General features: G+C 69.0%; 19 protein-coding genes and 5 pseudogenes. 9 read left to right on the top strand and 15 right to left on the bottom strand.

The genetic code is table 11. From position 1 onward, the window contains the following. Window positions 1-301: 301 nt before the first annotated feature. Together AB0F82_RS17340 and AB0F82_RS17335 are read right to left on the bottom strand one after the other, a co-directional pair. Window positions 302-1,666 carry an outer membrane protein assembly factor BamB family protein gene (locus AB0F82_RS17340; RefSeq protein ID WP_362628275.1) on the bottom strand — a complete coding sequence of 455 codons (1,365 nt, stop codon included), beginning with the start codon at window positions 1,664-1,666 and terminating at the stop codon, window positions 302-304. A gap of 198 nt (window positions 1,667-1,864) precedes the next feature. After that, window positions 1,865-2,530, bottom strand: coding sequence for an ABC transporter permease (locus tag AB0F82_RS17335; protein ID WP_362628273.1), 666 nt, complete (start codon window positions 2,528-2,530; stop codon window positions 1,865-1,867). 48 nt (window positions 2,531-2,578) lie between these two features. On the opposite strand from AB0F82_RS17335, the gene AB0F82_RS17330 reads away from it, so the two are divergent. Continuing rightward, a complete protein-coding gene (locus tag AB0F82_RS17330; RefSeq protein WP_362628270.1) occupies window positions 2,579-3,034 on the top strand; it encodes a hypothetical protein in 456 nt (151 codons plus the stop codon). Between the two features lie 159 nt (window positions 3,035-3,193). Here the strand turns inward: AB0F82_RS17330 and tpg are convergent. Next, window positions 3,194-3,558 (bottom strand): annotated as a pseudogene (tpg, locus tag AB0F82_RS17325) (telomere-protecting terminal protein Tpg); the annotation flags it as partial. 222 nt (window positions 3,559-3,780) lie between these two features. Then, window positions 3,781-4,125: pseudogene (locus AB0F82_RS17320) on the bottom strand (telomere-associated protein Tap); the annotation flags it as partial. Window positions 4,126-4,546: 421 nt separating this feature from the next. On the opposite strand from AB0F82_RS17320, the gene AB0F82_RS17315 reads away from it, so the two are divergent. Then, the gene (locus AB0F82_RS17315; protein ID WP_362628267.1) at window positions 4,547-5,194 is read left to right on the top strand and encodes a pentapeptide repeat-containing protein; all 648 of its coding nucleotides are present in this window, start codon (window positions 4,547-4,549) and stop codon (window positions 5,192-5,194) included. 732 nt (window positions 5,195-5,926) lie between these two features. Here AB0F82_RS17315 and AB0F82_RS38690 read toward each other — a convergent pair. Then, window positions 5,927-6,181 (bottom strand): hypothetical protein, encoded by a 255-nt coding sequence (locus AB0F82_RS38690; protein WP_436842101.1) that lies wholly within the window; start codon window positions 6,179-6,181, stop codon window positions 5,927-5,929. A 349-nt stretch (window positions 6,182-6,530) separates the two neighbouring features. On the opposite strand from AB0F82_RS38690, the pseudogene AB0F82_RS17305 reads away from it, so the two are divergent. Then, a pseudogene (locus AB0F82_RS17305) lies at window positions 6,531-7,278 on the top strand (transposase family protein). Between the two features lie 60 nt (window positions 7,279-7,338). Here AB0F82_RS17305 and AB0F82_RS17300 read toward each other — a convergent pair. Next, the gene (locus AB0F82_RS17300; protein ID WP_362628366.1) at window positions 7,339-7,833 is read right to left on the bottom strand and encodes an NUDIX hydrolase; all 495 of its coding nucleotides are present in this window, start codon (window positions 7,831-7,833) and stop codon (window positions 7,339-7,341) included. Window positions 7,834-7,893: 60 nt separating this feature from the next. Continuing rightward, window positions 7,894-8,277, bottom strand: a pseudogene (locus tag AB0F82_RS17295) (YunG family protein); the annotation flags it as partial. Window positions 8,278-8,561: 284 nt separating this feature from the next. On the opposite strand from AB0F82_RS17295, the gene AB0F82_RS17290 reads away from it, so the two are divergent. After that, window positions 8,562-9,227, top strand: coding sequence for a tetratricopeptide repeat protein (locus AB0F82_RS17290; RefSeq protein ID WP_362628264.1), 666 nt, complete (start codon window positions 8,562-8,564; stop codon window positions 9,225-9,227). Window positions 9,228-9,762: 535 nt separating this feature from the next. Here AB0F82_RS17290 and AB0F82_RS17285 read toward each other — a convergent pair. The 7 genes and pseudogenes from AB0F82_RS17285 to AB0F82_RS17250 form a co-directional block, all read right to left on the bottom strand. Then, on the bottom strand, window positions 9,763-10,878 hold the full coding sequence (locus AB0F82_RS17285; RefSeq protein WP_362628261.1) for a Ku protein: 1,116 nt from the start codon (window positions 10,876-10,878) through the stop codon (window positions 9,763-9,765). A gap of 375 nt (window positions 10,879-11,253) precedes the next feature. Further along, window positions 11,254-12,138 (bottom strand): tetratricopeptide repeat protein, encoded by an 885-nt coding sequence (locus tag AB0F82_RS17280; protein WP_362628258.1) that lies wholly within the window; start codon window positions 12,136-12,138, stop codon window positions 11,254-11,256. 673 nt (window positions 12,139-12,811) lie between these two features. Further along, window positions 12,812-13,009: pseudogene (locus AB0F82_RS17275) on the bottom strand (helix-turn-helix transcriptional regulator); the annotation flags it as partial. 134 nt (window positions 13,010-13,143) lie between these two features. Next, complete coding sequence (locus AB0F82_RS17270) at window positions 13,144-13,308, bottom strand: hypothetical protein (RefSeq protein WP_362628255.1); 165 nt, start codon at window positions 13,306-13,308, stop codon at window positions 13,144-13,146. A gap of 394 nt (window positions 13,309-13,702) precedes the next feature. Further along, window positions 13,703-13,924, bottom strand: coding sequence for a hypothetical protein (locus AB0F82_RS17265; protein ID WP_362628252.1), 222 nt, complete (start codon window positions 13,922-13,924; stop codon window positions 13,703-13,705). 343 nt (window positions 13,925-14,267) lie between these two features. Further along, the gene (locus AB0F82_RS17255) at window positions 14,268-15,038 is read right to left on the bottom strand and encodes a 2OG-Fe dioxygenase family protein (RefSeq protein ID WP_362628364.1); all 771 of its coding nucleotides are present in this window, start codon (window positions 15,036-15,038) and stop codon (window positions 14,268-14,270) included. Window positions 15,039-15,169: 131 nt separating this feature from the next. Further along, the gene (locus tag AB0F82_RS17250) at window positions 15,170-15,451 is read right to left on the bottom strand and encodes a hypothetical protein (protein ID WP_362628249.1); all 282 of its coding nucleotides are present in this window, start codon (window positions 15,449-15,451) and stop codon (window positions 15,170-15,172) included. Between the two features lie 217 nt (window positions 15,452-15,668). Here AB0F82_RS17250 and AB0F82_RS17245 point away from each other — a divergent pair, with 217 nt between their 5' ends. From AB0F82_RS17245 to AB0F82_RS17235, 3 genes are all read left to right on the top strand, one after another. After that, the gene (locus tag AB0F82_RS17245; RefSeq protein ID WP_362628246.1) at window positions 15,669-16,835 is read left to right on the top strand and encodes a S1 family peptidase; all 1,167 of its coding nucleotides are present in this window, start codon (window positions 15,669-15,671) and stop codon (window positions 16,833-16,835) included. Window positions 16,836-17,308: 473 nt separating this feature from the next. Then, window positions 17,309-18,568, top strand: a complete 1,260-nt coding sequence (locus AB0F82_RS17240) for a family 16 glycosylhydrolase (RefSeq protein WP_362628243.1) — start codon at window positions 17,309-17,311, stop codon at window positions 18,566-18,568. A 110-nt stretch (window positions 18,569-18,678) separates the two neighbouring features. Beyond that, a complete protein-coding gene (locus AB0F82_RS17235) occupies window positions 18,679-20,340 on the top strand; it encodes a beta-1,3-glucanase family protein (protein WP_362628240.1) in 1,662 nt (553 codons plus the stop codon). A gap of 573 nt (window positions 20,341-20,913) precedes the next feature. On the opposite strand, the gene AB0F82_RS17230 is transcribed toward AB0F82_RS17235, so the two are convergent. After that, on the bottom strand, window positions 20,914-21,978 hold the full coding sequence (locus tag AB0F82_RS17230) for an ABC transporter permease (protein WP_362628238.1): 1,065 nt from the start codon (window positions 21,976-21,978) through the stop codon (window positions 20,914-20,916). An 81-nt stretch (window positions 21,979-22,059) separates the two neighbouring features. Here AB0F82_RS17230 and AB0F82_RS17225 point away from each other — a divergent pair, with 81 nt between their 5' ends. Further along, window positions 22,060-22,530, top strand: a complete 471-nt coding sequence (locus AB0F82_RS17225) for a MarR family winged helix-turn-helix transcriptional regulator (protein ID WP_362628235.1) — start codon at window positions 22,060-22,062, stop codon at window positions 22,528-22,530. Between the two features lie 306 nt (window positions 22,531-22,836). Next, window positions 22,837-24,111, top strand: coding sequence for a sensor histidine kinase (locus tag AB0F82_RS17220; RefSeq protein WP_362628233.1), 1,275 nt, complete (start codon window positions 22,837-22,839; stop codon window positions 24,109-24,111). Window positions 24,112-24,188: the final 77 nt, after the last annotated feature.

The following is a 24,188-nucleotide window of genomic DNA, read 5'->3' as shown; positions in this document are numbered from 1 at the left end:
CGCGGCCACAGGCCGAGCACGCGCCGACTCGTGGTGTGCCGACGGCGGGGCGGGTGGAAACATGCGCTGGAGCATGAGGATGCGGCCCTACAGGGCTCCATGCCCTTCGGAGCGGTGTTGGTCGGCTGGCTGACCGAGGAGTTCGGCGTTTGTAACGAGCCTCGGGGCGGGCGGGCCTTCGTCGCCGCGGCGATCGCCGCGTATGCCGTCCGCCGGCTCCGGCCCACCCCGCCGGACCCGGCGCCGGACCCCTCCTCCACCGCGGACCGCCGCACCCCCTGAACCGGGGGCGGGGCGCCCGTCAGACGGGCTGGGCGGCGAAGACGAAGAGGCCCCCGGCGCTGCGGACGGCGGCGTACCCGTTCGTCGTGAACTGCGGCATCTCCTCGATCCCGGAGGCCAGCAGCTTCTTGTCGCGGGCATCGAGCGCGGCTCCGGTGCCGTCCAGGTACGCGTAAAGGACGCCGTTGCCCGGGAGGGCACGCGGCTTGATGTTCACCTCGTCCGCGGCCTGGCGCCACAGCTCCTTGCCGGTCTCCGTGTTCCAGGCGACCGCGCCCTTGCCGTACTGCACCACGGCGGTCTTGCCGTCCGGGGAGATGGCGAGGCCGTCGTCATCGATGGTGCCGTTGGTGTCGATGCCCGGCCCTTCGGCGAGCCGGCGGCCGCTCTTGACGTCGATCAGCGTCATGACCGCTTCGGAATCGCCGTACGAAGACCATTCGAGGAGGGCCTTGTCGCCCTGGTACGGCATCAGCCGCGCACTGGTCGCCTTGGTCGAGGTGACCAGCTTGGCGATGGCGGCCGGCGGTGCGAGGTCCTTGGTGGTCCACGCCTTCTTGCCCGTGCGGATGTCCGTGGCGGTCAGCCACTCAGCCGAGGGCTGGAAGGAGATGTCCTTCTGCGAGAAGTAGCCGAGACCGGAGCCGACCGCCCCCTTGAAATCGAGGTGCGAGGCGTCGATGGTCAGGGTCTCCCCGTCACCGATCGGGATGAACTTGGTGCCGCCGGAGAGGCCGGTGTCCACGAGGTAGCCGTGCCGGACCGGGGTGGACATGTGGGTGTCCCCGTCGAAGGAGGAGCTCCCCAGCTTCTCACCGGACGGCGCGTACATGGTCAGCACGGTCTGGGTCGATGCCTTCTTCAGGCCATCAGCCGGGGTATCGACGCGGTTGCGGATCAGCAGGGCCGGCGAACCGTCCCGCCACTCGCCCACCTGCGCGAGGGCCACGGTCGGGGAAGAGGTGGACCGGCCGCTCTTCTCGGGGAGGGCGATGTCGAACTGCTTGCGCACCTTGCCGCTCTTGGCGTCGAGAAGCCGGGCGGTGAAGGTGCTCGTGTCCGACTGCCCGTCGCGGTAGCCGGTGACGATGACGGCGTCCCCGACCGTGCAGATGTCGCGCTGCGACGTGTCCTTCTCGGACGCCTTGCCCGCGCAGTTCCCCGCCTCATTGTCCGTCAGGCTCCAGGCTGGCTGCGCGGCCAGCCCGGGCACCGGCTTGCCCTGGTAGGCCGGGCTCTTCGGTGTCGCGGGCGCGGACTCCGCGACCTTCCCGGTCTCCCCGCCGCCGGCCTTGGCAGCGGGGTCCGCTCCTCCGGAGCACCCGGTCACGAGACCCGCGGACAGCACCAGACCGAGCGCCACCGTCGTTCGTATGCGATTCAACTTCCTTGCCTGTCTTCCGTCTTGAGTGGCCACGCCCAACGGACCATCCTACTTCGATCATGACCCGCCCCTGCCCGGCAGCGCCCGCATGCCGACCAAGATCGTCGAGCACAGACTGACAGCTCAACTCATTCTGAAATGAGCAGTTAGAACGCTCCGCGCCGCCGCGGGGGTTGTGCAGCGCCCCTGGAGGCACGATCACACGTCGCGGCGCCTCACGACGAGAACGGCGAGTGAGACCGTGACCAGCGGCCAGTGCGCGTACACGATCCAGGAGCCCGGGACCGTGGCGGTGTAGCCCAGGGATCCGGGGTCCGGCTCCCAGGTTTGGACCAGGCGATTCCGGGCTGCCGACACCAGCGCGTGTTTGATGTCCGCCGACCAGCGGTTGCTCTCCGAGAACATGGTGGGCAGCATCAGCAGGGTGAAGACGCTGGTGATCATGGTCCCGGCGGCATGCCGGAGCAGAACGCCGAGGCCCAGACCGACCAGGGCACAGACCGGAGCCAGCAACGCGGATGCCGCCAGCGCCCGGAACGCCCCGGGGTGGGTGATCGGAACGCCGGCATGGTGTCCGTCCAGGATGGCCTGGGAGACCAGGAAGGAACCGGTGGAGGCGGCCGTGCCGACCGCGGTCCACAGCGCGGCGGCGACGGCCGCCTTGGCCAGCACGACCGAGCCGCGGGCCGGGACGGCCACGGTGGTGGTGCGGATCAGCCCGCTGCTGTACTCGCTTACGACGGTGAGGGCACCCATGCTGGTGGCGCCGAGTATCAGCGTCCAGTAGCCGGCTGCCGGGTAGGCGTCGTAGGGCAGGAAACCAGCAGATCCGGAGCGGGCGGCCTTGTCCGCGAGCGAGGCCACGGCGGCGGACCCAATGACGGCGCGGTGGCCCGTAGGTGAGGAGCCGTCATGCCCCACACCACCACCCTGCCGCTTGCCCCGATGACCCCGCACACGGTGATCAGCGCGTTCAGCTACCTCCGGGCCGTCCAGGCCGGTGACGTCGAAGCCGCCCGCGAGTTCGCCGGCGCCGAGCCGCGGATGGCCGGGCTGCTCGTCGACGTCATCGAGCGGACCGTCGTCCCTATCACCACCCTGCCCGGCCCGGAGGCCGGCGAGCCGTCCACGGAGATGATCGCTCTGGAGGCCCTCGGGCGGGTCCTGGTGGCCTTCGGGCGCAGGCCGGGCCGGACGCGGCGGAGGGCATCGCCCGCGCCGTCATCGACTTCGTCGTGCAGTTCCTCACCGACACCACGAGGACGTGGCCGAGGTCCTGCGCCAGCTGGAGGCGGTCGGAGTGGGCCATGCCCTCGCCGCCACCCCGCACCCGCCGGTGCGCACCCGGTGCACCTCTGCATCGTGTAGTGCGCATCGTGGACGGCGGTGGTACGCACCGCACCCACCGGGTGGGCGCACCACCGACGGCACCGCACCGCACCAGGTGCCCGGAGACGGTGGCGGGACGCCCTATCACAGAACTCCTTGACCACGGCCTGACCGGCGTCCGAAACCCCCTGTGTCAAGGAGACGGCGGAACCGGCCGTCGTCGGTCGTGCCGACCTTGGCCTTGTACCCGAACCGGGCGCGGGTCTCCACGGTGATGCCGGTACTGGTGGCGGCGTGCTTGCGGCGGCGGCCGCGTACCACGGGCTGCCAGCGGGCGCGGACGGCTTGGTCGATGCGGTCGGCGATCTCCTTCGGCGGAGTCTTCCGGTCGCCCTTGCGGTAGCGCTCCACCGAACGCTGGCTGATCCCCAGCTCCTCGGCGACCCGCTGGGTGGTCTTGAGCTTCTTGACCAGGAAGTTGATGCGGCCCGTCAGAGTCTTGGGGGCTCCTGGCTGAATTCTTCCCTCTCAGCCCGCTCGATCGCGTCCTCGATCTCTCCCACGGTGGGCTTCCTCTCTCAGCAGGGGTGGGGGCCAGCCCGGCGGCGAGGGCGGGCCGGGCGTCGGGGGCCGCGCGTCTCACGCGGACCGGGCCCGCCGCCGCGGGCGAGGGTGGGGTAGGGATCATGCGCAGACCGGTCGCTAGGGACAAAACCGCACTCGATCGGGGGGAGTTGGGATGGTGGCGCCCCCGCATCCGGCGGCAGGGCCGCGGGGGGGGGAGGCTACTTGCCGGCCTCGAGGACGGCGTCGCCGCCCTTGATGTGGCGGGCGGGGTGGAGGCCCTTCTCCATCAGGTCCACCGCCCAGGACATCTCCCGCACGCCTTCCAGCTTGGCCAGGCCGGGGGTGGGGCCGAGGCGGAAGCCGCCCATGAGCGGCTTGCCGGACTCCGAGTACGGCAGGAAGTCCAGCGGGGATGCGCCCGGGGAGGGGTAGACCACGCAGTCGGAGTGCACGGCGAGGGGGTGCAGGCCGGTCAGCTTGACCATGTTGGTGAGCTTGCGGTGCATGTTGACGCGGGCCTCGCGCCGGGCACTGGGGGCATCTGGAGGACGTGGAGAAGCGGGCTCCGGAGGAATTCGACCACCTACAGCACGACCCTGACCACACAGGTAAGGTCGACGTCAGGTCGATGGACGAAGCCCGGGTCGGCCTCGACCTGCGGGAGCAGGGACGCCTCCCCGCGGATATTCGCCGTCCAGCCGTGCAGGACATGGGTGAATTTACTCGGAAACCACAGGCAAGTACTACGACATCAAGGGTGTACATTCTCTCTGACCCCCGTTCAACAATTGTGAAGAATCCCGCTCTGCTTGCCCGGCCCTTCCCGGGTGCGTACGACCCGGCAAGGGATGCTGGTACCTGGGTGCATACCTTCACGGAGCAGATTGTTGAAAGCATCGGGTAGTCGTTGTTGACGTCCGCAACGCGAATCAAGCGGCGACCGACAGCATCAGAGAAATCGTTGAAACGCATGGTGGGGAGATCATGTCATCTGGTACCCGTGAGAACTGGGAGCCCAAGACGCTTCCGGTGGATCCCGAGGCAACGGGCCGGCTGCAGGAATGGCTCACCGAAGAGGGCTTCAGCCTTTTCGGTGTCGAGCTCGACTTCCGAGGCGCGGACCTGTCGGGCGGAGATTTTTCGAGCTCGTGGTTCACGGATTCCGTCCTGGCGGGCGTGCGGCTCGCGGGAGCGGTCCTCTATCGCGCCGACCTTCAGTCGGCGGATCTCACCGGTGCGGATCTGACCGGCGCCGACCTGGTCAGGGCGAACCTCGACAGGGCAGTGCTCAGATCGGCGCGGCTCGATGGCGCCGACATGGTCAAAGCCTCGTTGCACGGGGTCGATGCGTCACGAGCGAGCTTCAGGGGAACGCGCATCATGGGTGCATCCCTCTACGGTGTGGACATGAGGGGAGCGGACCTGACCGACGCGGTCCTGTTCCAGAACACCTTCAAGGTCTCAGTCGACGACTCCACGACGGTGCGCGGCCTGACGGGCAGTGTTTTCGGGCCGATCTCCGTCTTCAGCGGCGAATCGTCCCGAGAAGTGGGCGGCGCGGAGCTTGAGGCATGGGTCGCCGAGCGGGGTGGGAAGGTTGAAGTGATCGCTCCGGGAAGTTCCCCGCAATAGGCCGGAGCGCGCCATCCTTTGGAACCGGGATTCGGTTGGCCAGCGCAGCCGATGCCGCCGTGGTGACCGTGCGGTGGTACGCCGGTGAGCTTTTCGATCCAGGCGGGTTGCCCGGCCGTTCGGAGGTGCGGAACGGCCACCGACATGGCTGACGCGGTCGGTGAGATGTACCCCTCCGAGGCCGAGGACGCCATTCTCGTCTGGAACCTGATACCGGTCCGGCTATCCTCCGGCCATGACCTGGCAGCCCTTCTCGATGACCTGGTGCCCCTTCTTGAGGGGATCCGACGGCCGGGATTCTCGGAAGCCGAGGTCTTCTGGGGGGCGGACAGTTCGCGGCCGAGTGGAGAATCGTCCGTCAGGGCGATTTCCTGAGGATCCGAACACGCCGGCACAGCACACTCGGCAAATACGAGTCGCTGCCGGCCGAGCGGGGCGATGTCGTTGTTTCTGCTGCGGATTTCATCGGAGAGTGGGTGAAGGTTCTGCGGCGAAATCGTCACCGATATCGAGGCGGAGCGCGTAAAGCTCGAGGACGCAGACCTCTTCCTCCGTACCACGGCCCTGCTCGCGGCCTGAGCGGACCCGGCAGGTGTTGCGCCCTTACCGGGAGCGGTGCGCCCGGCAACGTTGAGGTGGCGCCCGATCGGCACCATTGAATTGAGGGGGCGAACGGATGAGAGATTCGAGCGTTTCGTCAAGGGATATCTCAACTCCATGGAGGGATATGACTTACTGAGGATTTTGGCGCTGTGTCGAGGGCTGACAGTTCTTGATCGTCGCGGTATGCCGAGCCGGCGGGCCGGTGAACATCTGCGGAACGGGCGCAACCTCCGGCGCAGGCGCGAACACCGCCACGGGGGCCGGGGCCGGGGCAGCGGCGGGGTACTTCGCGGCCCAGCCCTCCAGCAACCGCAGGTAGGCCTGCAGTCGCGGCGGCCGCGGCGTGGAGCGGCCGTTCTCCCAGTTCTTCACCATCTGCGTCATCGACTTGAGCGCCTGCGCCCAGCTTCGCCTGCGAGACCCCGGCCGCCTCCCGAAGCCGCGCCCGCTCCGACGGCGGCGGCAGCACGGGCTCGCCTTCCAGCAGGGCGTCGACCAGCTCGAAGAGCTCTTTCTGACTTATCATCACATCCACCTCCAGCCCTAGCCCTTGGATGCAACCTTTGCGGGCGAGTGGCGAAGATGGGTGTTGACCACAGAAACACTGAGCTCTTTCAGAGTGGCCACTGATCGAGTGACCCAGGCCGAGTCAGGATGGGGATCGCAACGCACAAGGCTCCTGCGCCGTTGAGCAAGGTGTTCGAAGCCTCAACCCATCGGCGCAGGAGCCCTGTTGGTTCCCCATCCTGCCGCACTCGACCTGCCGCACGCTCTGGTCGAGTGGTATCCATGCTCATCGTCACCCGTGAGGGTGACCGACGCTGCAAGCTCCCGCCCCACCAGCGCGCCCTCGTCGGCCTGGTCTACCTTCGCCGGCACGACACGCTCGCACAGATCGCCGCCGGCTTCGGCATATCCATCGGCACCGCCCACGCCTACGTCAAAGCCGTCGTTCAGCATCTGTCCGGCCGGGCGCCCGGACTGCTGCGTGTCCTGCGAGAAGCCGACCCTGATCACGTCCTGCTCGACGGGTCACTCGCCGAGTGCGACCGCGTCGGCGACAGCCGGGCCGACTTCTCCCAAAAACACCGCCGTCACGGCGTGAACGTGCAGGTCGTGGCCGATCCCGCGGGCAAGCTGCTGTGGATCTCACCCGCGCTGGCCGGCCGCACGCATGATCTGACCGCGGCCCGCACCCATCGCATCATCCGGATCTGCGAACGCCAGGGCGTTCCCATCCTTGCCGACCGTGCCTACATCGGCGCCGGCCCCTGGGTGACCACACCGATCAGACGGCTCCCGAACCGGGACCTCACCACGACCCGCAGACGATCAACCGGGCCCTGTCAGCAGCACGAGCACCGGTCGAACGCAGCATCGCAAGGCTGAAGTCCTGGCGCATCTTCCGCAGAGCCCGCTGCAGCCCCAACCGCATGACCGCCATCGCCGCTATCGTCCTCACCCTGGAACGTCAACGCTGAAAATGCTCACTGGCCTGACATCGAAGGTCTGTGGTGGCAAAGCGAGGAGGACCAAGGCGATCAGACGATTTTCCGCTCCACGACGGAAAAGTAGTGACTCAAAACGTCATGGGTATCCGGAGTGAACAGGTTTTCCCGCATCGACTTGAGGAGCTCGGACTCCGACAGCAAGCAGTGCCACATCACTTCGTCCGGGTCAGGACACAGGTTGTTGGACAGGACAGCCTCGTGCACCGCGAGCCAATGGGGGCTGAGCCCGCTACGGTTCAGGAACTTCACGATGATGCGGACCGGCGCTCGAACATCCAGTTCCTCGGCCAGTTCGCGCGATGCGGCTTCCTCATAGGACTCACCCGGGGCAACGGCACCGCCCAATCCCACCTCGTAGTGTCCTGGGAACCGATCGACGTCCTCGGAACGACGGTGCACGAGGATCCGGCCTTCCCGATCCCGACATACCGTCACGGCAATCCGATGCAACCAGCCATGGCGAACGGCCTCACCCCGGCTGACCACCGCCAGGACCTGGTCTTGCTCGTCCACACGCTCGACCATCTCATCCACGAGCTCCGCACATGGCTGCCGAGGCACGGCCACAGAGGCGGATGCCTGCTGCCGATTGAGCGTCTCCAAGACCCGGTCACGGAGAAGCTCATACTCCTCACGGAGCCTGCGCCACTCGGTCACGGGCGGGCGGGGGATGACAACGGCGCCAATGACAATCTCCTCCAGCCCGAACTGCTCGCGGGTGAGATCGACCTCAATACCCATACTTAGGCGGTTCCACCAGTGGTAGTCCACACGCTCTCCGTTGACGTGGACCTCCCCGCGGATCAGCTCGCCTCCCAGCAGGTCATTGAGCACCATGGCGGTCACCCCGCCCTGGTCCCGAGCCGGATTGTCCTCGGTCCAGCGCGATCGGAACTCAGGCGTGCATGTCTCGGCACTCCAGCTGCTGCGAACGGCTCGTTCGATGTCGGAAAGAAGCAACGGCGTCATGCCCGTGATCCTGCCTGCAAGCACTGACAACGGCCTGAGCGCTACCGCGCAAGGCCATCGCTCAATCTTCGGTGAGAAACGCTTAACCTTCGCTGCGACAGGTCACCTGACAGCCCCTTCGGTCGCTCTCTGGTTCGCCCGCGAGTGTTCAACTTGGCCCGGCCCCCTGCGGGCTCGAACCCACACGCCAACCCTTGCCGAGTGGGTGTGCGCGGCATTCGTATGCTCCGGGCATGAAACTCTTTCGGTGGCGCGGGCGAGGCGAAGCCGGTTTGGCCCAGGCCATGACCCTGTATCAGGCGGGGCGTTATGCGGAGGCTGAGGCCGAGGCACGCTCCGTGGCTGCGGCCCGCTCCCGATCGCGCAACGACACGTACGCGCCGTTGGCACTGGGTATCGCCGCGCTCGCTGCGGGCGCTCAAGGCCGCCATGCCGACGCCGTCACCACATACGACGCACTGCTGCCGGTCGCCGGCAGGATCTTCGGCGCCGAACACCCGCAGACCCTCAAACTGCGCTCGGACCGCGCCCAGGCCCTGACCTCACTCGCCCGGCACGCCGAATGCGAGGCAGAGTGCGCGGCCGTCGCCCGGATCGCAGCCCGCGGCACAGGGCCGGACATGCCCCTCATAGCAACGGCCGCCCGCAACGGGCAGATCTACGCCCTCACCGCACTGGGACGCCACCCGCAGGCAGAGGCGCTGGCACGCGAAGCACTTGCCGCCCATCGTGCACCGGACCGCTTCACCCTGGTCCTGCGTCTCGGTCTGGCCCGCAGCCTCAATTCCAGGACCGCCACGAGGAGTCTCTCGCCGAGGCGGAGCGCGCCGACGAGCTGCGCCAGCGTCTGCCCCCAGAGCAGTGCCGCCCGGAAACCGGCGTCGTCGAGCTGGCCACGGCCACCGCCCTCCTCGGCCTGGGGCGTGGCACCGAGGCAGGCGCCTGCCTGACCGCCTTCGGACCGGACCACCGACGCACCACCGAAGCCGAAGCGCTGCTCGCTCGCATCGACAGCGCTTGAGCAGCCGCGCCGCCCGCAACGCCCATGCGGGAGCGGCTCCACAACGACCCTGTCCTGCCCAGTTTCGTTTGGCTCGGTCGCGGCCGCCGACCGACCGCCCAACGCGAAAGGGAGACCACGTGAGGGACCAAGCGCTGGAGGCATGGGCCGAGGCCCTGGCGAGGAGGTACGGACCGGCTACCCGGGCGTACGCCTTGAACTGGGAATCGACCCCGGCCCGCACCTCGTGCTCTTCTCGATCCTCCTCCCGCAGAGCGAGCGAGGAAACGGGCTCGGTACCCGCGTCATGGAACACATCACCGCCGCCGCCGACCTACGCGGTGTACCGATGACGCTCAGCCCAAGCGACACCTTCGGCGGGGACCTGGTCCAGTTGCACGCGTTCCACCGACGCCTCGGCTTCATCACCAACGCCAGGCGCGGTCAGATCGGCGCCCCCAGAGAAAGCATGGTCCGCGTACCACTCAGCTCCGTCCCAGTCGGTGAAAGCCCAGACGCATCCGTGACAGATCCGCTGACGTCCTCATGCGCCCCGACGGACACCGTCCGGCAGGGATGCAGAGGCAGGGCGGACGGTGCGGCTGGCCGGGGGGCGTGACAGGCTCGGGCCATGCAGCCGGCTGTTCGTGGCCGCCCGCACTGCGGGGACGTAGTCTTCGATTTCGGTGCTGCCGTGCGTGTGGGGTAGCGCTCCGGCGCGGCTTCCCCTTCGCGGTGGTCTTCTTCGAGGCGGCCGCACCAGTGCTCTTCTTTTTGCCCGCCGACTTCTTCGCGGCGGGCGTCGGGTGCACGGTGGCAGGTTCGCTGCGGGTGGCCTGCGCGTCCTGGACGGACTTCTCCAGCATGGCCATGAGGTCGACGACCTCAGCCGAGGCAGGCGCCGCAGCCTCCGCCACAGGCGCCGGCCGGGTCCCGGCCGCCTTCGCGGCGATGACTTTCGAGCGCGTCCCCGTACTCATCGCGCAGCTCCCCGATGTCGCCGCCGGAAAGGGTTTCGGCGAGCCGGACAGCCGCGTCCACCTCCTCCTCGGTAATGGCCACCCCGGGACAGGCACCTGCGAGGCGGATCTGATCTCATCCGGCCAACGGAGCGCGTGCAGCATGATCACGTCGTCCTTGACCCGCAGGAGGCCGAGCCGCTCGCGGTCGCGCATCGCGAACTTCGCCACCGCCACCCTGCTGCTGCGCTCCAGGGCCTGGCGCAGCAGTTCGTACGGCTTCGCGGCGACGGTCTCGGTCGCGGCCAGGTAGTAGGAGGCGCCGATCTGGATCGGGTCGATACTCGCGGCCGGCACGAAGGAAACGATCTCGATCGCCTTCGCGGTGGGCAGCGGCAGGTTGTCGAGATCCTCATCGGTCACGGGAATGAGGGTGCCGGTGGCGGTCTCGTAGCCGCGGACGATCTCGTCCTGGCGCAGCTGCTGTCCGTCGAGCTCGCACACCTTGCGATAGCGGATCCGGCCGCCGTCGGCGGTGTGGATCTGCCGGAAGCTGATGTCGTGCGACTCCGTGGCAGGCACCACCTTGATCGGGATGGTGACCAGCCCGAAGGAGATCGCACCTGACCAGATGGGACGCACTCAGACTTCCACGCCGTGGGTCTCTTCCTCCAGCGTCGCACCGGCCCGGGCCAGGTGCGTTGTCCGGGGCCATCCGGGCCGGCACCCACTACATGCGGTCAAGGACTCGCCGACGGCGCGCCCTGAAGGCACGCGCCCGGGCCCGCCCCTGGAGCATGAGCCACACCGAAGGCGGGACTACGGGGGCGAGACATGCAGGTCAGGCGCGCGCCTGCTGCTCCAGCCGGGTCTTGCGGCAGGGCACACGGAGGGGGTTCGCAGGAGCGCCGTACCGTGCGCAGGGCTGGCGTGTTAACTGCACTATTGGTGCTACACGTCAGGGGCTGTTCTTCTCAGCCATGCGGGGATCCGATTTTGCGTCCCAGGCGCGTGGTGTCAGGACGGACGCTCGTTGGAGAACGTGCCCGACCAGATGCGTGCGGGTGGATCGAATTGGCGCTGCTGAAGCAGGGCCACGGCATCCTTGACCCGACCAAGGGTGATGAGGTGGCCGGCCAGAGAACTGGGGCTGGCGAAGGCGTGCGGTTCGAGGACGGCGACAGCCGCCTCGGTCCGGCCGGCGGCGGCGAGCAGGTCGGCGACGGTCCAGACCGCGTAGGAGGCGTGGCCCTCGGGGTGGGCCCACGCCTGCTCGACTGCTTCATCCAGCAGGCCGCAGTCGGCCATGAGTCGAAGTCGCATCCTGTAAAAGTCCCATTCCTCCTGGTCGTCGCGGCGGGTTTTGAGGACATCGAGGTGGGCCAGCCCCTCCTGGGCGCGGCCGTGAGCTGAGTACAGGGTGCACAGCGCGTCGACGAGCCACTCTTCCGCGCCGCCGGGCGAGTTTACGAGCGTGCGCATCACCTCGATCGCCTCGTCGCCCCGGCCATGCCGGGACAGGAGCCGCGCCAGTTGCACTGCACTCTCGGCCTGGCGGGCCAGCGGAGTGCCTTCCTGCCGGTACACGGTGACCGCGCCTTCCACGTCACCACGCTCCTCCAGCATCCTGGCGAGACACTGCGCGGCATGTCCGTGGTACTCGGACGCCGCGTATGCGCGCAGTTCCTCAATGCGGTCGTGTCTCGCCAGCAGATCGGCGAGCTGGTCACGGTTGTTGACGGAGGTGACGTGCTGCCGGGTGTGCAGCAGGGCGATCGCCTCGTCGACGCGGCCCTGGCGTTCACGGACGGTGGCCAGGAGCCCGATGGCCGTGTCCGGTTCGAGACCGCGGCAGCACCATGGGCCGTCGCACCGGTGCCCTTCCGGGATCCGGGTGATCAACAGCGCGGCAACGTCCTCGTCCCGGCCTGTCCCTTCGGCAACGTCGACCAGAGCAGTGGGAAGGAGCCGGTCCTCGATTCCGGCGCTGAGCCGCCTGACCGCCTCGTCCTCGTGTCCGTTCCGCGCAAGCAGCCGGGCGACGAACTCCAGCGCAGGCCCCCCGACGCGTGCGTACGGCCGGGCCAGCGCAATCGCCTACGCCTCTACGAGCGTCAGCAGCTCGACTCCGGCCTATGGATGTACCGCATAGGCGTCCCCCTCTGGCAGACGGCCGCCGGGGGCGGGGTCGAGCTGGCCGAGTACGGCACGTGGGTCACCGCCGAGCAGCTGCGCCCGCTGCCCGGTGTCGACCTCGGTCGCAAGTTGAACGAGATGTCACGACATGAGAAACCCCCGAACGCCGCAGCGCACGGGGGCTGGTGTGTCGGGGTTAGGCGGCCTCCCGGCCGAAGATCCGCTGGAGCACCAGCTGCATACCCATCTTCGGTGCCAGAAGCAGCAGATGGAGAGCGAACACTGCCGCTTCCTGGGGACTCAGGTGCGCCATCTCGTTGACCCACTCCTGCCTGTAGCGCTCGCGGTGTCGCATCGGCACGAAGATGAGTGCGAGAGCGGTGCGACGTGCAGCCCTTTCACGGACCGGGTTCGCTGGTTGGTTGACCTGAAGCTTCGTCCGGGCCCCGGGGCGGCTGCTCACCCACGCCCGGATGGTGTCAGCCTTCCAGTAGGGCTTACCGTCCTCCACGAGGTCGGGAGAAGGAAGAAGACCGTGCTTGCGATAGGAGCGCACGGTGTCGGGCTGTACGTGGATGTGGTCGGCGATCTCCTTGTAAGACCACCAGTCCCGTTGCCCTCGAGCGGCACGAGCAATCACTCGTCAAAGGACGTAGTCATCGACCTGCCCCTCGCCGATGATCTCAATCCGGCGGTGCCTAGCGGACGAGCGAGGAGACCCATCCTGATCCACGGCCACTGTGATCTTGAAGCTCGGGCGCGGTTCGTCCATCAGGCGGGCCTCCGACCGAACGTGTGCTTGAGCCACAGCATCGATCCGGTCCTCGGCGCCGACCAGAGCAGTTGGAGAGCGAACGCCGACGCTTCTCGCGCACTCAGAGTGTCCAGCTCGGCGTTCCACTCCTGCTGGTAGCGCTCCCGTTGACCTGCCGGCATGAAGAGAAGCGCCAGCGCGATGCGCCGCTCAGCCTCACGGGCTGCCTTGCGTGCCTCTTCACGGGCGGCTACCTCCGCAAGAGACGCCTTTGGACATGGCGGAGGCGCGCCCCGACGCTCTTTTCCTGGCTTGCACGCGCCTCCGAGAGGTGTGCCTCCTGCATCGCTCTCTCAGCACCGGCGGCATCTCCGGGGACTTCCAGCTGCCTCGCTCGTGCCCGCCATAGGGCCGCGCGTTCCACCGGCGTTATCGGCTGGGGCTTGTGTGCGGGCACCTGGCCTCTTGCCCAGGGCCGGGTGTACTTCCCCTGGCGTTTTGTGCGGCCCGTGCGCGTCATATTGAGGAGCATCACCAGTAACAGCACGATGAGACCGGCGGTGCCGGCGAAGTCGTTCATGCTCCTCTCGATCCGGGCGTGGCGCCGACTGGGACGGCGGGCGCCGCGGCCGAGACCCGGGCCATGCGCTCAACCACCTTGCTCTTCTGGCACGAGCCCTCCGACTCGTAGAAGAGCAGATACGCCGACCCGGCCAGCAGAGCGAGCGCGGTCACCCAGCCGACAATGACGGCCAGGACCACGAACGGTCCGCGGCGCGGGGATTGTGTGGTGATCAAAGGTTCCCTTCCTATTTTCTCCACAGCACGCCGTTGTAGTAGTTGACGCGTGCGAAGAAGTAGAGGTCGCCCAGAACACGCCCCAGGTGTACCAGCTCAGCATGGCCCCCAGTTCCGCACGGCAAAGCTGCGGGGCCGGCTTCTTCGAAGGGATCCGAGTCCCATGCCCGCCACGGCAACCGATGCGGTGGCGGACCGCATGGCGCATGACCCGCCTGGGCGCGCCCCCAGTCATCTGAGTAACGCGCAACACCCAACGGCCTGAAGCGGGCCACGGCCGACCAGCGGCCCGCCGGTCAATCGAGGGCGGTACGCGTACTTACGGGCGCTGGTGGCGCCGGTATCACAACTGGGGGACGTAGGGGGCGAGGCCGACGATGAGGATGGACCGTTCGCCCGGCCCTGGCTCGGAGCCCGTGCGGACCGGGCCGACGTAATGGCTGACTCGGTGGTCGTGGACGGCGTAGCCGTCCAGTGGGTCGGTGAGGGTGAAGTCGGCATGGATGTCCGCCCACGGGTCCTCGGGTTGGAGTCCTGCGCTGCCCGGTGTGGCGATGACGTTGTGCCCGCCGGTGACGTTCGTACGGCTGATCAGGTGGGCGAACGTGAACGTGCTGGCTGAACCTCCGTCCTGGTGCAGGCAGTTCGGGGAAGAAACGGCGTCCTGGCCAGGACGGTCGACGCCGAGCCTGATCAGATGGACACCAGCCCACAGCGGGCGTCTCCCCAGATCCTTCAGGAACAGGACCTGCTCAATGTCCCAGCGCAGGAGTCGCAACAGCAGAGCGTTGCCACGCAGCGCCTCGGGGATGTCGGGCAGCACGCGCCGCTTCCGCGGGTACTCAAGGTCGCCCTCACCCTGGGAGAAGTCGGTGACCGTACCGTGTACCGGGTCGGGGGTTCCGGGAATCCAGGACAGTTCGTCCTTCCACGGCAGGTACACGGCATGGGAGTACCGGCGGAACCGATTCGTCCCCGGAGCGTAGGGATCGGGTGGCAGAACCGCGCAGACCTTCCGGATCCTGGCCAAGTCCCCCGCAGCGGAGCCAGCCGGTTGGATATCGAGTTGTGCAGCGCCGTAGCGGGCGAAGCCGCGCTCGCGCAGACCGTCCATGACCTCACTCCGAGGCCCCGCATCAGCGTCTGGTCGCCGCTGGGGCTCAGCCTTTTCCACGTGTTCCTCCAACAGGTCACCTCCAGGGCATTCGCCGACGGCCCGTGCCAGCCTTACACACTCCTCCCCCGTCACTCCCCGCTCTCGACGCGGCCCTGCGGTGCAAAGCACAGCCCTTGCGGCGTGCCCTCCTCGTCGGTGGACCAGCCGGACAGCCGGTCCTCCGCCTCTGCGTCGTCGGCCAGGAGCAGGTGCGGGTCCTCCAGCCGGAACCGACGCGTCCCGCCCCCTGCTCCAGCGACGACCAGGGCGGCGGACGGCACCTCTGTCGGGACGACGATCTTGCCGTGGGCGAGGAGCCAGGCGACGACCGCGGCCCGGTCGAACTCCGGGTTCGCCGCCGTACCGCCCACCTGCGCCGGGAATTCGTCATGCCGGCGGCGCCAGTTCGCCGCCGCGGCCCGGCCCGGCCCACCCCGGCGATCTGCCCGTTGACCGAGTGGTCGCGCGGGGGCCCGCCACGCCGAACCGGCACTTGGTATGGACCTGACAAATGGGGTGGGCTAGCGTAGCGCCCGACACTCCGTGAGAGCGCTCTCAAGCCTTCAATCCCCCACACCAGGAGGTCTCGTGAAACACACCACCCCCTTACGCGCCGCCGTCGCCGCCCTGCTCCTGACCGTCGGCCTTGGCGCCGCCCATGCCGGCGTGGCGAGCGCCGTGCCGCTTCCGGAGCCCGCCGCAGCATCGTCCGCCGCAGCGCCGTCCGCCTCGTCCGGACTGCTCGACGCGATGCGCCGGGACCTCGGGCTCACCGCTTCCCAGGCCGAGGAACGGCTGAGCGCAGAAAAGGCCGCCGCGGCCGTGGAGAAGACCGCACGGCAGGCTGCGGGTGGTGCGTACGGCGGCTCGTGGTACGAGCCTTCCACCGGCCGGCTCGTCGTCGCGGTGACCGACCGCGCGAAGGAGTCCGCGGCGCGGGCACTGGGCGCCGACACCCGCCTCGTCCGGCACAGCGCAGCCGCGCTGGACCGCGACAAAGCGCGCCTGGACACGCTGCGCGCCCCCACCGGGGTGGCCGGCTGGCACGTCGACCCGCGGACCAACAGCGTCGTCGTCACGGTCGTGCGTACCGAGCGGGAAGCCCCGGCCGTACGGGCGTTCGTCGACCGGGCCAGGGCCGGCGGCCCCGTCACCGTCGCCGAGACGGCGCAGGCGCCCCGTACGTACGCCGCGGGCACTGTCGGCGGCGACCCGTATTACACCGGCAACGTCCGCTGTTCGATCGGCTTCTCCGTGTACGGCGGCTTCGTGACGGCTGGGCACTGCGGGCAGGCGGGGGCCGCCGTGCGCGGCTGGGACGGGTCCGCGATGGGCACCTTCCAGGGATCCTCATTCCCCGGCAACGACTACGCTTACGTCGGCATCCACAGCGGCTGGTGGACCGTACCGGTGGTGCTCGGCTGGGGCACCATCCCGGACCAGCTGGTACGCGGCTCCGCCGAGGCACCCGTGGGCGCCTCGATCTGCCGGTCGGGGTCCACGACGCACTGGCACTGCGGCACTGTCCTCGCCAAGAACGAGACCGTCAACTACAGCCAGGGCGCCGTCTACCAGATGACGAAGACCAGCGTCTGCGCCGAGGGAGGCGACTCCGGCGGCTCGTTCCTCAGCGGGGACCAGGCCCAGGGTGTCACCTCCGGCGGCTGGGGCAACTGCTCGTCCGGCGGCCAGACCTGGTTCCAGCCGATCAACGAAATCCTCGGCCGCTACGGCCTGACGCTGCACACCGCCTGAGGTCGGCGCGGCGACAGGTCCTTCCGCGCTCGAAGACCCGGAAGGACCTGTTGCCCGGCTTCCCGTACGGGGCCGGCGGCGCTGCTCGTCGACGTGTCTGTGGCGTCGCGGACCAACGCCGGTGCACCGATCGACGGGCTGCGCGGCACCGGACACCAACGCATGAACGAGGAACCGTCGGCCGGGGCTGGGTTCGTGGCCGGGAGCACGCGGTCCGGATGCCGATTCACACCTCTCTGCATCAAGCCAGCCTTAAGAGATCGTTAAGCCGAAGGCCACGGTAGAAAACCGCAGCTCAGAGGCGTGCGAAGAGTGACGTCTGACGTTGCCACGACGGTTACCGCTCCGTAATACTCGCTGTCTCGGGTGACATTGCGTCACGTGTGGGAGCGCTCTCAGCCCCCTCCTGTCACTCTTCACGACTCGCCCAGGCTGGCCCCCCTCCTCCCCCACCCAGACAAGGAACCATGCCCATGGCTGCTGCTCATCGCGCACGTCGCCGCTCTCTCGGCGGAGTGGTGCTCCTCGTGACCACCGCCCTGGTCGCGGCGGTGCTCATGTCCTTCACCCGTTCGGTCGCCCCGCACGCCGGTGCCGCAGTTGTCGCGCAGACCTGGTCCGACGAGTTCGACGGTGCGGCCGGCCGCGCTCCCGACGCCGCCAAGTGGACGCTTGAGAGCGGCGGTTCGGGCTTCGGCAACCACGAGCTGCAGTACTACACCAACAGCACCTCGAACGCCGCGCTCGACGGCCAGGGCAACCTCGTCATCACCGCGCGCAAGAACACCGACGCCGGCCTCGGCTGCTGGTACGGGCAGTGCCAATACACCTCGGCCCGGCTGAACACCGCCAAAACCTTCACCCAGGCGTACGGCCGCTTCGAGGCCCGCATCAAAATCCCGCGCGGCCAGGGCATCTGGCCCGCCTTCTGGATGCTCGGCAACGACCTCGGCAGCGTGGGCTGGCCCAACAGCGGTGAGATCGACATCATGGAGAACATCGGCCGCGAACCCAACACCGTGCACGGTACGGTGCACGGCCCCGGCTACTCCGGAGCGGGCGGCCTCGGCGCCGCGTACAGCCTGCCCGGCGGCCGCGCCTTCGCCGACGACTTCCACGTGTTCGCCGTCGACTGGAGCCCGAACTCCCTCGTCTGGTCGGTGGACAGCACCGCGTACAAGACCCTCACGCCGGCCGACACCGGCGGCAACAAGTGGGTCTTCGACCACCCGTTCTTCGTCATCCTCAACCTGGCGGTCGGTGGGGACTGGCCCGGCAGCCCGGACGCCTCCACGTCCTTCCCGCAGACGATGACCGTCGACTATGTCCGCGCCTACTCCGCCAGCGCCCCCGCCGCACGCCCGATCCGTGGCATCGGCGGCATGTGCGTCGACGTCGCCGGCGGCTCCGACACCGACCGCACCCCCATCCAGCTGCACGACTGCACCGGCAGCGCGGCCCAGCAGTGGACCATCGGGGGCGACGGCACCGTCCGCGCCCTCGGCAAGTGCCTGGACGTCGCGGGCGGCTCCACCGCCGACGGCGCCGTCGTCCAGCTCTACACCTGCAACGGCACCAACGCCCAGAAGTGGACGTATACCGCCGCTCGTGACCTCACCAACACAGGTGCGGGCAAGTGCCTGGATGCCAAGGGCAACTCCTCCGCCGACGGCACCCGGTTGCAGACCTGGACCTGCACCGGCGCCGCCAACCAGAAGTGGACGGCCGGCTGACCCACCAGCCCCGCCGCCCTCCCTTCTCCCCCGTCCCTGCGTCCGACCGCTCCCCCGCCCGACCTCACGAAGAACGGACCCCCACCGTGACGGCTCGCCACCAACGAACTATGCCCCGTAGAAAACTCCTCGCCGTAACAGCGGGCCTGGCCCTGGCCGTGCCCGCCGCGGCAACCTGGCTCGAGATGAGCGCCAACGCGTCCACCACCGCCACGCTCCCCCTGGACCTGGTGAACACCACCGGCAACAACACGGTGTACGCCTATGTGCTCGGCCGTGACCCCGCGGCCGGCGGCACCTGGGCCTTCATCCAGGCCAACGGCTCCAGCCTGTACCACCCGCCGGCTCCGGCCAACGATCAGACCCCGCTCGCGGTCGACTGTGCCATCCCGCTCAACGAGTCCGGCGCCGGAGCGCGGAGGGTGACGCTGCCGCGCCTGGACAGCGGCCGTATCTACTTCTCCGTCGGCACGAAGCTCACCTTCCTGGTGAACCGCGGCGGCGGTCTGGCCCTGCCATCGGTGAGCAACCCTACCGACCCCAACGCGGACGTCACTCACGACTTCTGCGAATTCACCTTCAACAGCGACCAGTTGTACGCCAACATCACGTTCGTCGACATGGTCTCGCTGCCGATCGCCTTCCAACTGGAGACCGGGCAGGGCACTCAGACGGTGCGCGGGCTGCCCGCCGACGGACTGTCCCGGGTCGCCGCCGCGCTGCGGGCCCAGTCCGCCGCCGACGGCAGCGACTGGAGCCGGCTGATCGTCACCGCGGGCGGCCGCGACTTGCGCGTACTCAGCCCCAACCTGGCAATCCGCGGCAACAGCGCCTTGTTCCGTAGTTACTTCGACGACTACGTAGACGAGGTGTGGAACAAGTACCGCTCCACCGACCTGCGCATCGACACCCAGTTCACCTGGGGAACCGTCACCGGCCGGGTGAAGGGCGACGCCCTCGCCTTCCCCGGAGTCGGCAGCTTCACCAAGCCGTCCACCCTTTCGATCTTCTCCTGCAGCGACGCGCCCTTCACCACGGGCAACGACCTGATGGGCAATCTCAGCGCACGTCTCGCCGCCGCCTTCAACCGCACCACCCTGCTGGACAACCCCCACCAGCCGACCGCCGAGAAGCCCGACGCCTTCTACACCCGGCCGCGCACCAACCACTACGCCCGCATCCTGCACAACGCCACCCCCGACCATCTCGGGTACGCCTTCCCGTACGACGACGTTCACCCGGCCGGAGTCGACTTCGAGGGCAAGGTGCAGTCCGGCACCCCCGGCCGCTGGACCATCACGGTCGGCGGTGTGACCGGCGGTGGCACACCAGCCCCCACGCCGACCGCCACCGCCTCGGGCGGCGGGGTCAGCGCCTTCACGACCATCCAGGCCGAGGCATTCAACGCCCAGTCCGGAGCGCAGGTCGAGGCCTGCTCCGACGGCGGCGGATCCGACGTCGGCCATCTGTCCGACGGCGACTGGCTCAAGTTCTCGGCCGTGGCCTTCGGCTCCACCGGCGCCACCCGCTTCGACGCCCGAGTTGCTTCCGGGGCCGCCGGTGGAGTCAGCGGCCTGGTCCAGGTCCGCCTCGACAGCCCCACAGCCACCCCGGTCGGCGGCTTCGCCGTCGCCAACACCGGCGGCTGGCAGGCCTGGCGCACCGTCCCCGCCGACATCCGCCGCACCACCGGAACCCACGACGTCTATCTGACCTTCGCCAGCGGCCAGTCCTCCGACTTCGTCAACGTCAACTGGTTCTCCTTCGCATAAGGCCTGTTGTGAAAGTGGCGTCGTCAGCCGCCGTTGAAGACGACTTACCGGTGAGCCTTGCGCTCGACTTGAGCAGTCAGAGCAAGGATCTTGTGCACTGCCTCGGCTTCTTGAGGCCTCTGAGCTGCGACCGGTTGAACACTGTGTCGTCGCATGGATCGACGTAGCCGAGCAGGGGCAGGTCTTGGCTCGCCGAGCCGCCGGCCAAGGCGGCGCTGCGCATGATGCTCGGGCCCAGGCCGAGGGCCTGCAGCTGACGGGTGAGAGCGGTCCGCCCGGGCACCCCGGTGCGCTCTTCGGCATGGCCGCGCTGACCGCGCGGGCCGGTGGACGATGCGCGGTTCCGGTCGCGGAGGCGGCCCGGCACGGGCACGCCGACGCCGAGCGGCTGCTGGCCGGGACGGTCGGCCTCAGGATCAGCGGCACCGATGCCGGTCGCCGTGGTGATCAGTCCGAGGGCGACCTGCTGCTCAGGCGCCGGGTGGCTGATGAGCGTGCCCCGACGGCGTCGTTCGGCGTGCGGAGCTGTCGAGCATGCGCGCGGGGCCGGCGAGGTCAGGCGGCAGGGATCCCTCAGGCGGTGCGCAGCCGGGCCTTGCGGGCGCTGCGGGTATCGCGCAGGTAGAGCAGGGCCACGCAGGCGAGGATCCACGCGGCCAGCACGGCGAGGCCGGACCACAGGCCGTCAGCGTGGAAGTAGGACATCCCCTGGAGAGCGCGTACCCCTGCGCCGACGGGCAGCACGCCGGACAGCGGATGCAGCCAGTCGGGCAGGTAGAAGGGGGGCATGACACCGCCGCTGGTGGCGTTGCCGAAGATCAGCAGAATCACCGAGGCGATGGCGGCGCCCGCGGATCCGGTCCATTTCACGATCGCCATGGTCGCGCCGCCCGCCGCCATGGCCATCAGAGCGGTGACCGCGGCGGTGCCGGCGAAGGAGCCGGGGAGGGCGCCGAAACCGGTGTCGCCGGCGAGGAGGGCGACGATGATGCCGCCGAGGGCGCCGAAGAGGGTCAGGCTTGCGATGCGCTGGCGAAAGCGCAGAACGGGCGCGGCCTGGTAGGTCATCATGCCGAAGAGGTAGCCGGCCAGGACCAGGCCGAAGGCGGCGTAGAAGACCGACAGGCCGCGGGTGTCGCCGGCGGACACCGGAAGAATGTCCGCGCCGGCCGGGGGCGGGCCGTCCTGCGCTGCGGCTTGGGCGAAGGCAGCGGACAGGGTGCCGGTCACGGAGGGGCCATTGGCGCCCGCGTAGAGCAGCTTGCCGCTGCCCTGGCCGTGGTCGGGGACGTAGGCGGCGTAGGCCTCGCGGTGCGCGACCGCCTCGCGGGCTGCGGCTTCGTCGCCGTAGGGCCTGACCTCGAAGCCGCCGGGCAGGACCCGCTCCAGGTCGGCTTCCAGGCGGTGCGCCTCGGCGGCGTTGCCTACGGCCGCGACGGGGAGGTCATGCGGGCGGGGAGCGTGGAAGGCCGCGAGGTAGACGCTCACGAAGACCGTCCCGATGGCGAGCACCACGGCGACGGGCAGCAGAACGCCCTTCAGGCCGGAGCGAGGATGCGGTTCAGGGGCGGGGTCGGGTATGTCCCCGTGGGCGGTCGGCAGGACGTCGGCGATCGGGAGGTAGGTGGGGGCTGGCATGAAGAAGGACCGTCCACAACTTGTAAGGTGCCTGATAACCGAAGCAGTAAAACATAAGCTGCCTTACAAGTGGGGTCCCATGTGAGCGAGCAGCCCATCCACACCGGCTATCTGGCCTGGCACTTCGCCCAGGCCATGGCCACCCGCCTGGAGAGAGAACTGCGCGCTCTCGAGCTGAACCTCGCGCAGTACAACGCCCTCCAGCGGGCCGAGCGCCAGCCGGGGATCTCCAGCGCCGACGCCGCCCGTCACGCCGGCATCACCGCCCAGTCCATGGGCTCTGCCGTGGCCAGCCTCACCGACCGCGGACTGCTCACGCGCTCGCCCCACCCCACCAACCGCCGCATCCTGTGCCTGCACAGCACTCCCGACGGCTCCCGCCTCCTGGAGCAGGCACGAGATGTGGTCCGCCGGGTCAATGAAGAGGCACTGGCGGTTCTGGAGCCCCAGGAGCAGGCCTCGGTGCATCACCTCCTCCACCGTCTGGTCGCCCATCTCAACCCCGGCGCCCTGCCCCCCACCGCCGGTCCCACGGCAACGCCCGACCCGTGAGGCCAGCCGCCGTACCCGCCGGCGGCATCCGCGCGGGGGACTGAAGCGCTGCCCCGGCGCACGCGCGGGGGCGGCCCGGTTCTCGTCATACTTCAGAGCTACGCGGCAGAGCAGCTCTGCAGGGTGATGCCGACCACGGCCGCTTATCCCTAACGTCGGTTGAGACGCCCTCCCGACACCTCAGACCATGGACGCCACTCCCGGCCTGCCACCGCCGTACCCGGTGACGGCCGGCCTCAACCGATACAGGTGAACGTGAACGACGAGCCACCCGCAGACCGGCTGCGAAAAGTGAACGCCCTCCGGATGGGTGCGATCTCCTTGCTGCAGGATCTGCTGACGCTCAGGTCCGACCCGCTGCCGCTCCTGCGTCGGCCCCGTCGGCTCCGCCGTCTGCCCCACGCATGCGTTGCCGCGGCCGCCGCCGTCGTGGTGATCGCCACCAGCGATCAGCTCGGCCACCGCAACCAGCTCGGCCTGGGCTACGGCATCCTCCTCGCACTGCTCCAGGGCGGCGCGCTCCTGCTCGCTCTCGCCCACCCCGCCCCCGCCTGGTGGCTGTCCCTGACAGGGGCCGGCATCGCCGCCGCGGCCAGCACTCCCCATCTCCTTGAAAACACACCCTGGCCCTGGACCATCCCAGGCTTGTGCGCCCATGCCGCGGTCCTGCTGCTGCTGTCCCTGCGTGTCCGCGCCCCCGCCGCGTGCGCGGCCCTCGCCGCCTCCGTCCTCCTCCCCTTCCTGATCGAACTCGCTGCGGCCGCCGGCCGGCACCAGGGCACCACCTTCCTGACCTTGGTGCTGTTCTCGCTCGCTGTCGCTCTCGGTACCACCCTGCGCGGCCGGCGCGCAGCCCATGCGCAGCTGGCCGAGCAGGCGGCGCTGGCCACCGTGGAACGGGCACAGCGCACCCTGCTGGAAGAACGCGGGCGCATCGCCCGCGAGCTGCACGATGTCGTCGCCCACCACATGTCGGTGATCTCCATCCAGGCCCAGGTCGCACCCCACCTCACCGAAAATCCGACCGCGCTGGCCGAGAACCTGGCGGGTATCCGGCAGAACGCACTGGACGCCCTGACCGAACTGCGCCGCATGCTCGGAGTCCTACGCTCCGACGACACCGAAAACCCCCACGGACCTCAGCCCACCCTCGACGACCTCGACGCGCTGGTGGCCAACGTCCGCGGGGCCGGCTTGAACGTAACCACCGAAATCACGGGCCGCCCTGTCCGGCCCCTCGACCCCGGCGCGCAGCTGGCCCTCTACCGCATCACGCAAGAGGCCCTCAGCAACTGCCTGCGCCACGCCCCAGGCGCCCACGTCCACCTGCGCCTCACCCACACCGACGACGCCCTCGAACTCGACATCACCAACACCGCCTCCACCACACCCGCTCCGCCCTCCCCCGGATCCGGACATGGACTCCTGGGCATGCGCGAGCGCACCACCATGCTCGGCGGCCACCTCACCGCCGGGCCCGATGACACCGGCGGCTACCGCGTCAGCGCGCACATCCCGCTCAGTGAGCGCCTCGCCGCCCACCGCGATGACGCCATGCATACGGAGAAGAGCAGCGCATAACACCGGTTGGCGCGTGGCGTCGGCCGCCCTGCCCAGCCAGCCGCCCGAGGAACCGCGGCTGTTGCCGAAACGACCGG

Source organism: Streptomyces virginiae (assembly GCF_040638905.1).
Taxonomy (GTDB): Bacteria; Actinomycetota; Actinomycetes; order Streptomycetales; family Streptomycetaceae; genus Streptomyces; species Streptomyces virginiae_B.
The sequence above is the reverse complement of the archived record's forward strand: the minus strand, read 5'-3'. Positions and strand labels throughout refer to the sequence as shown.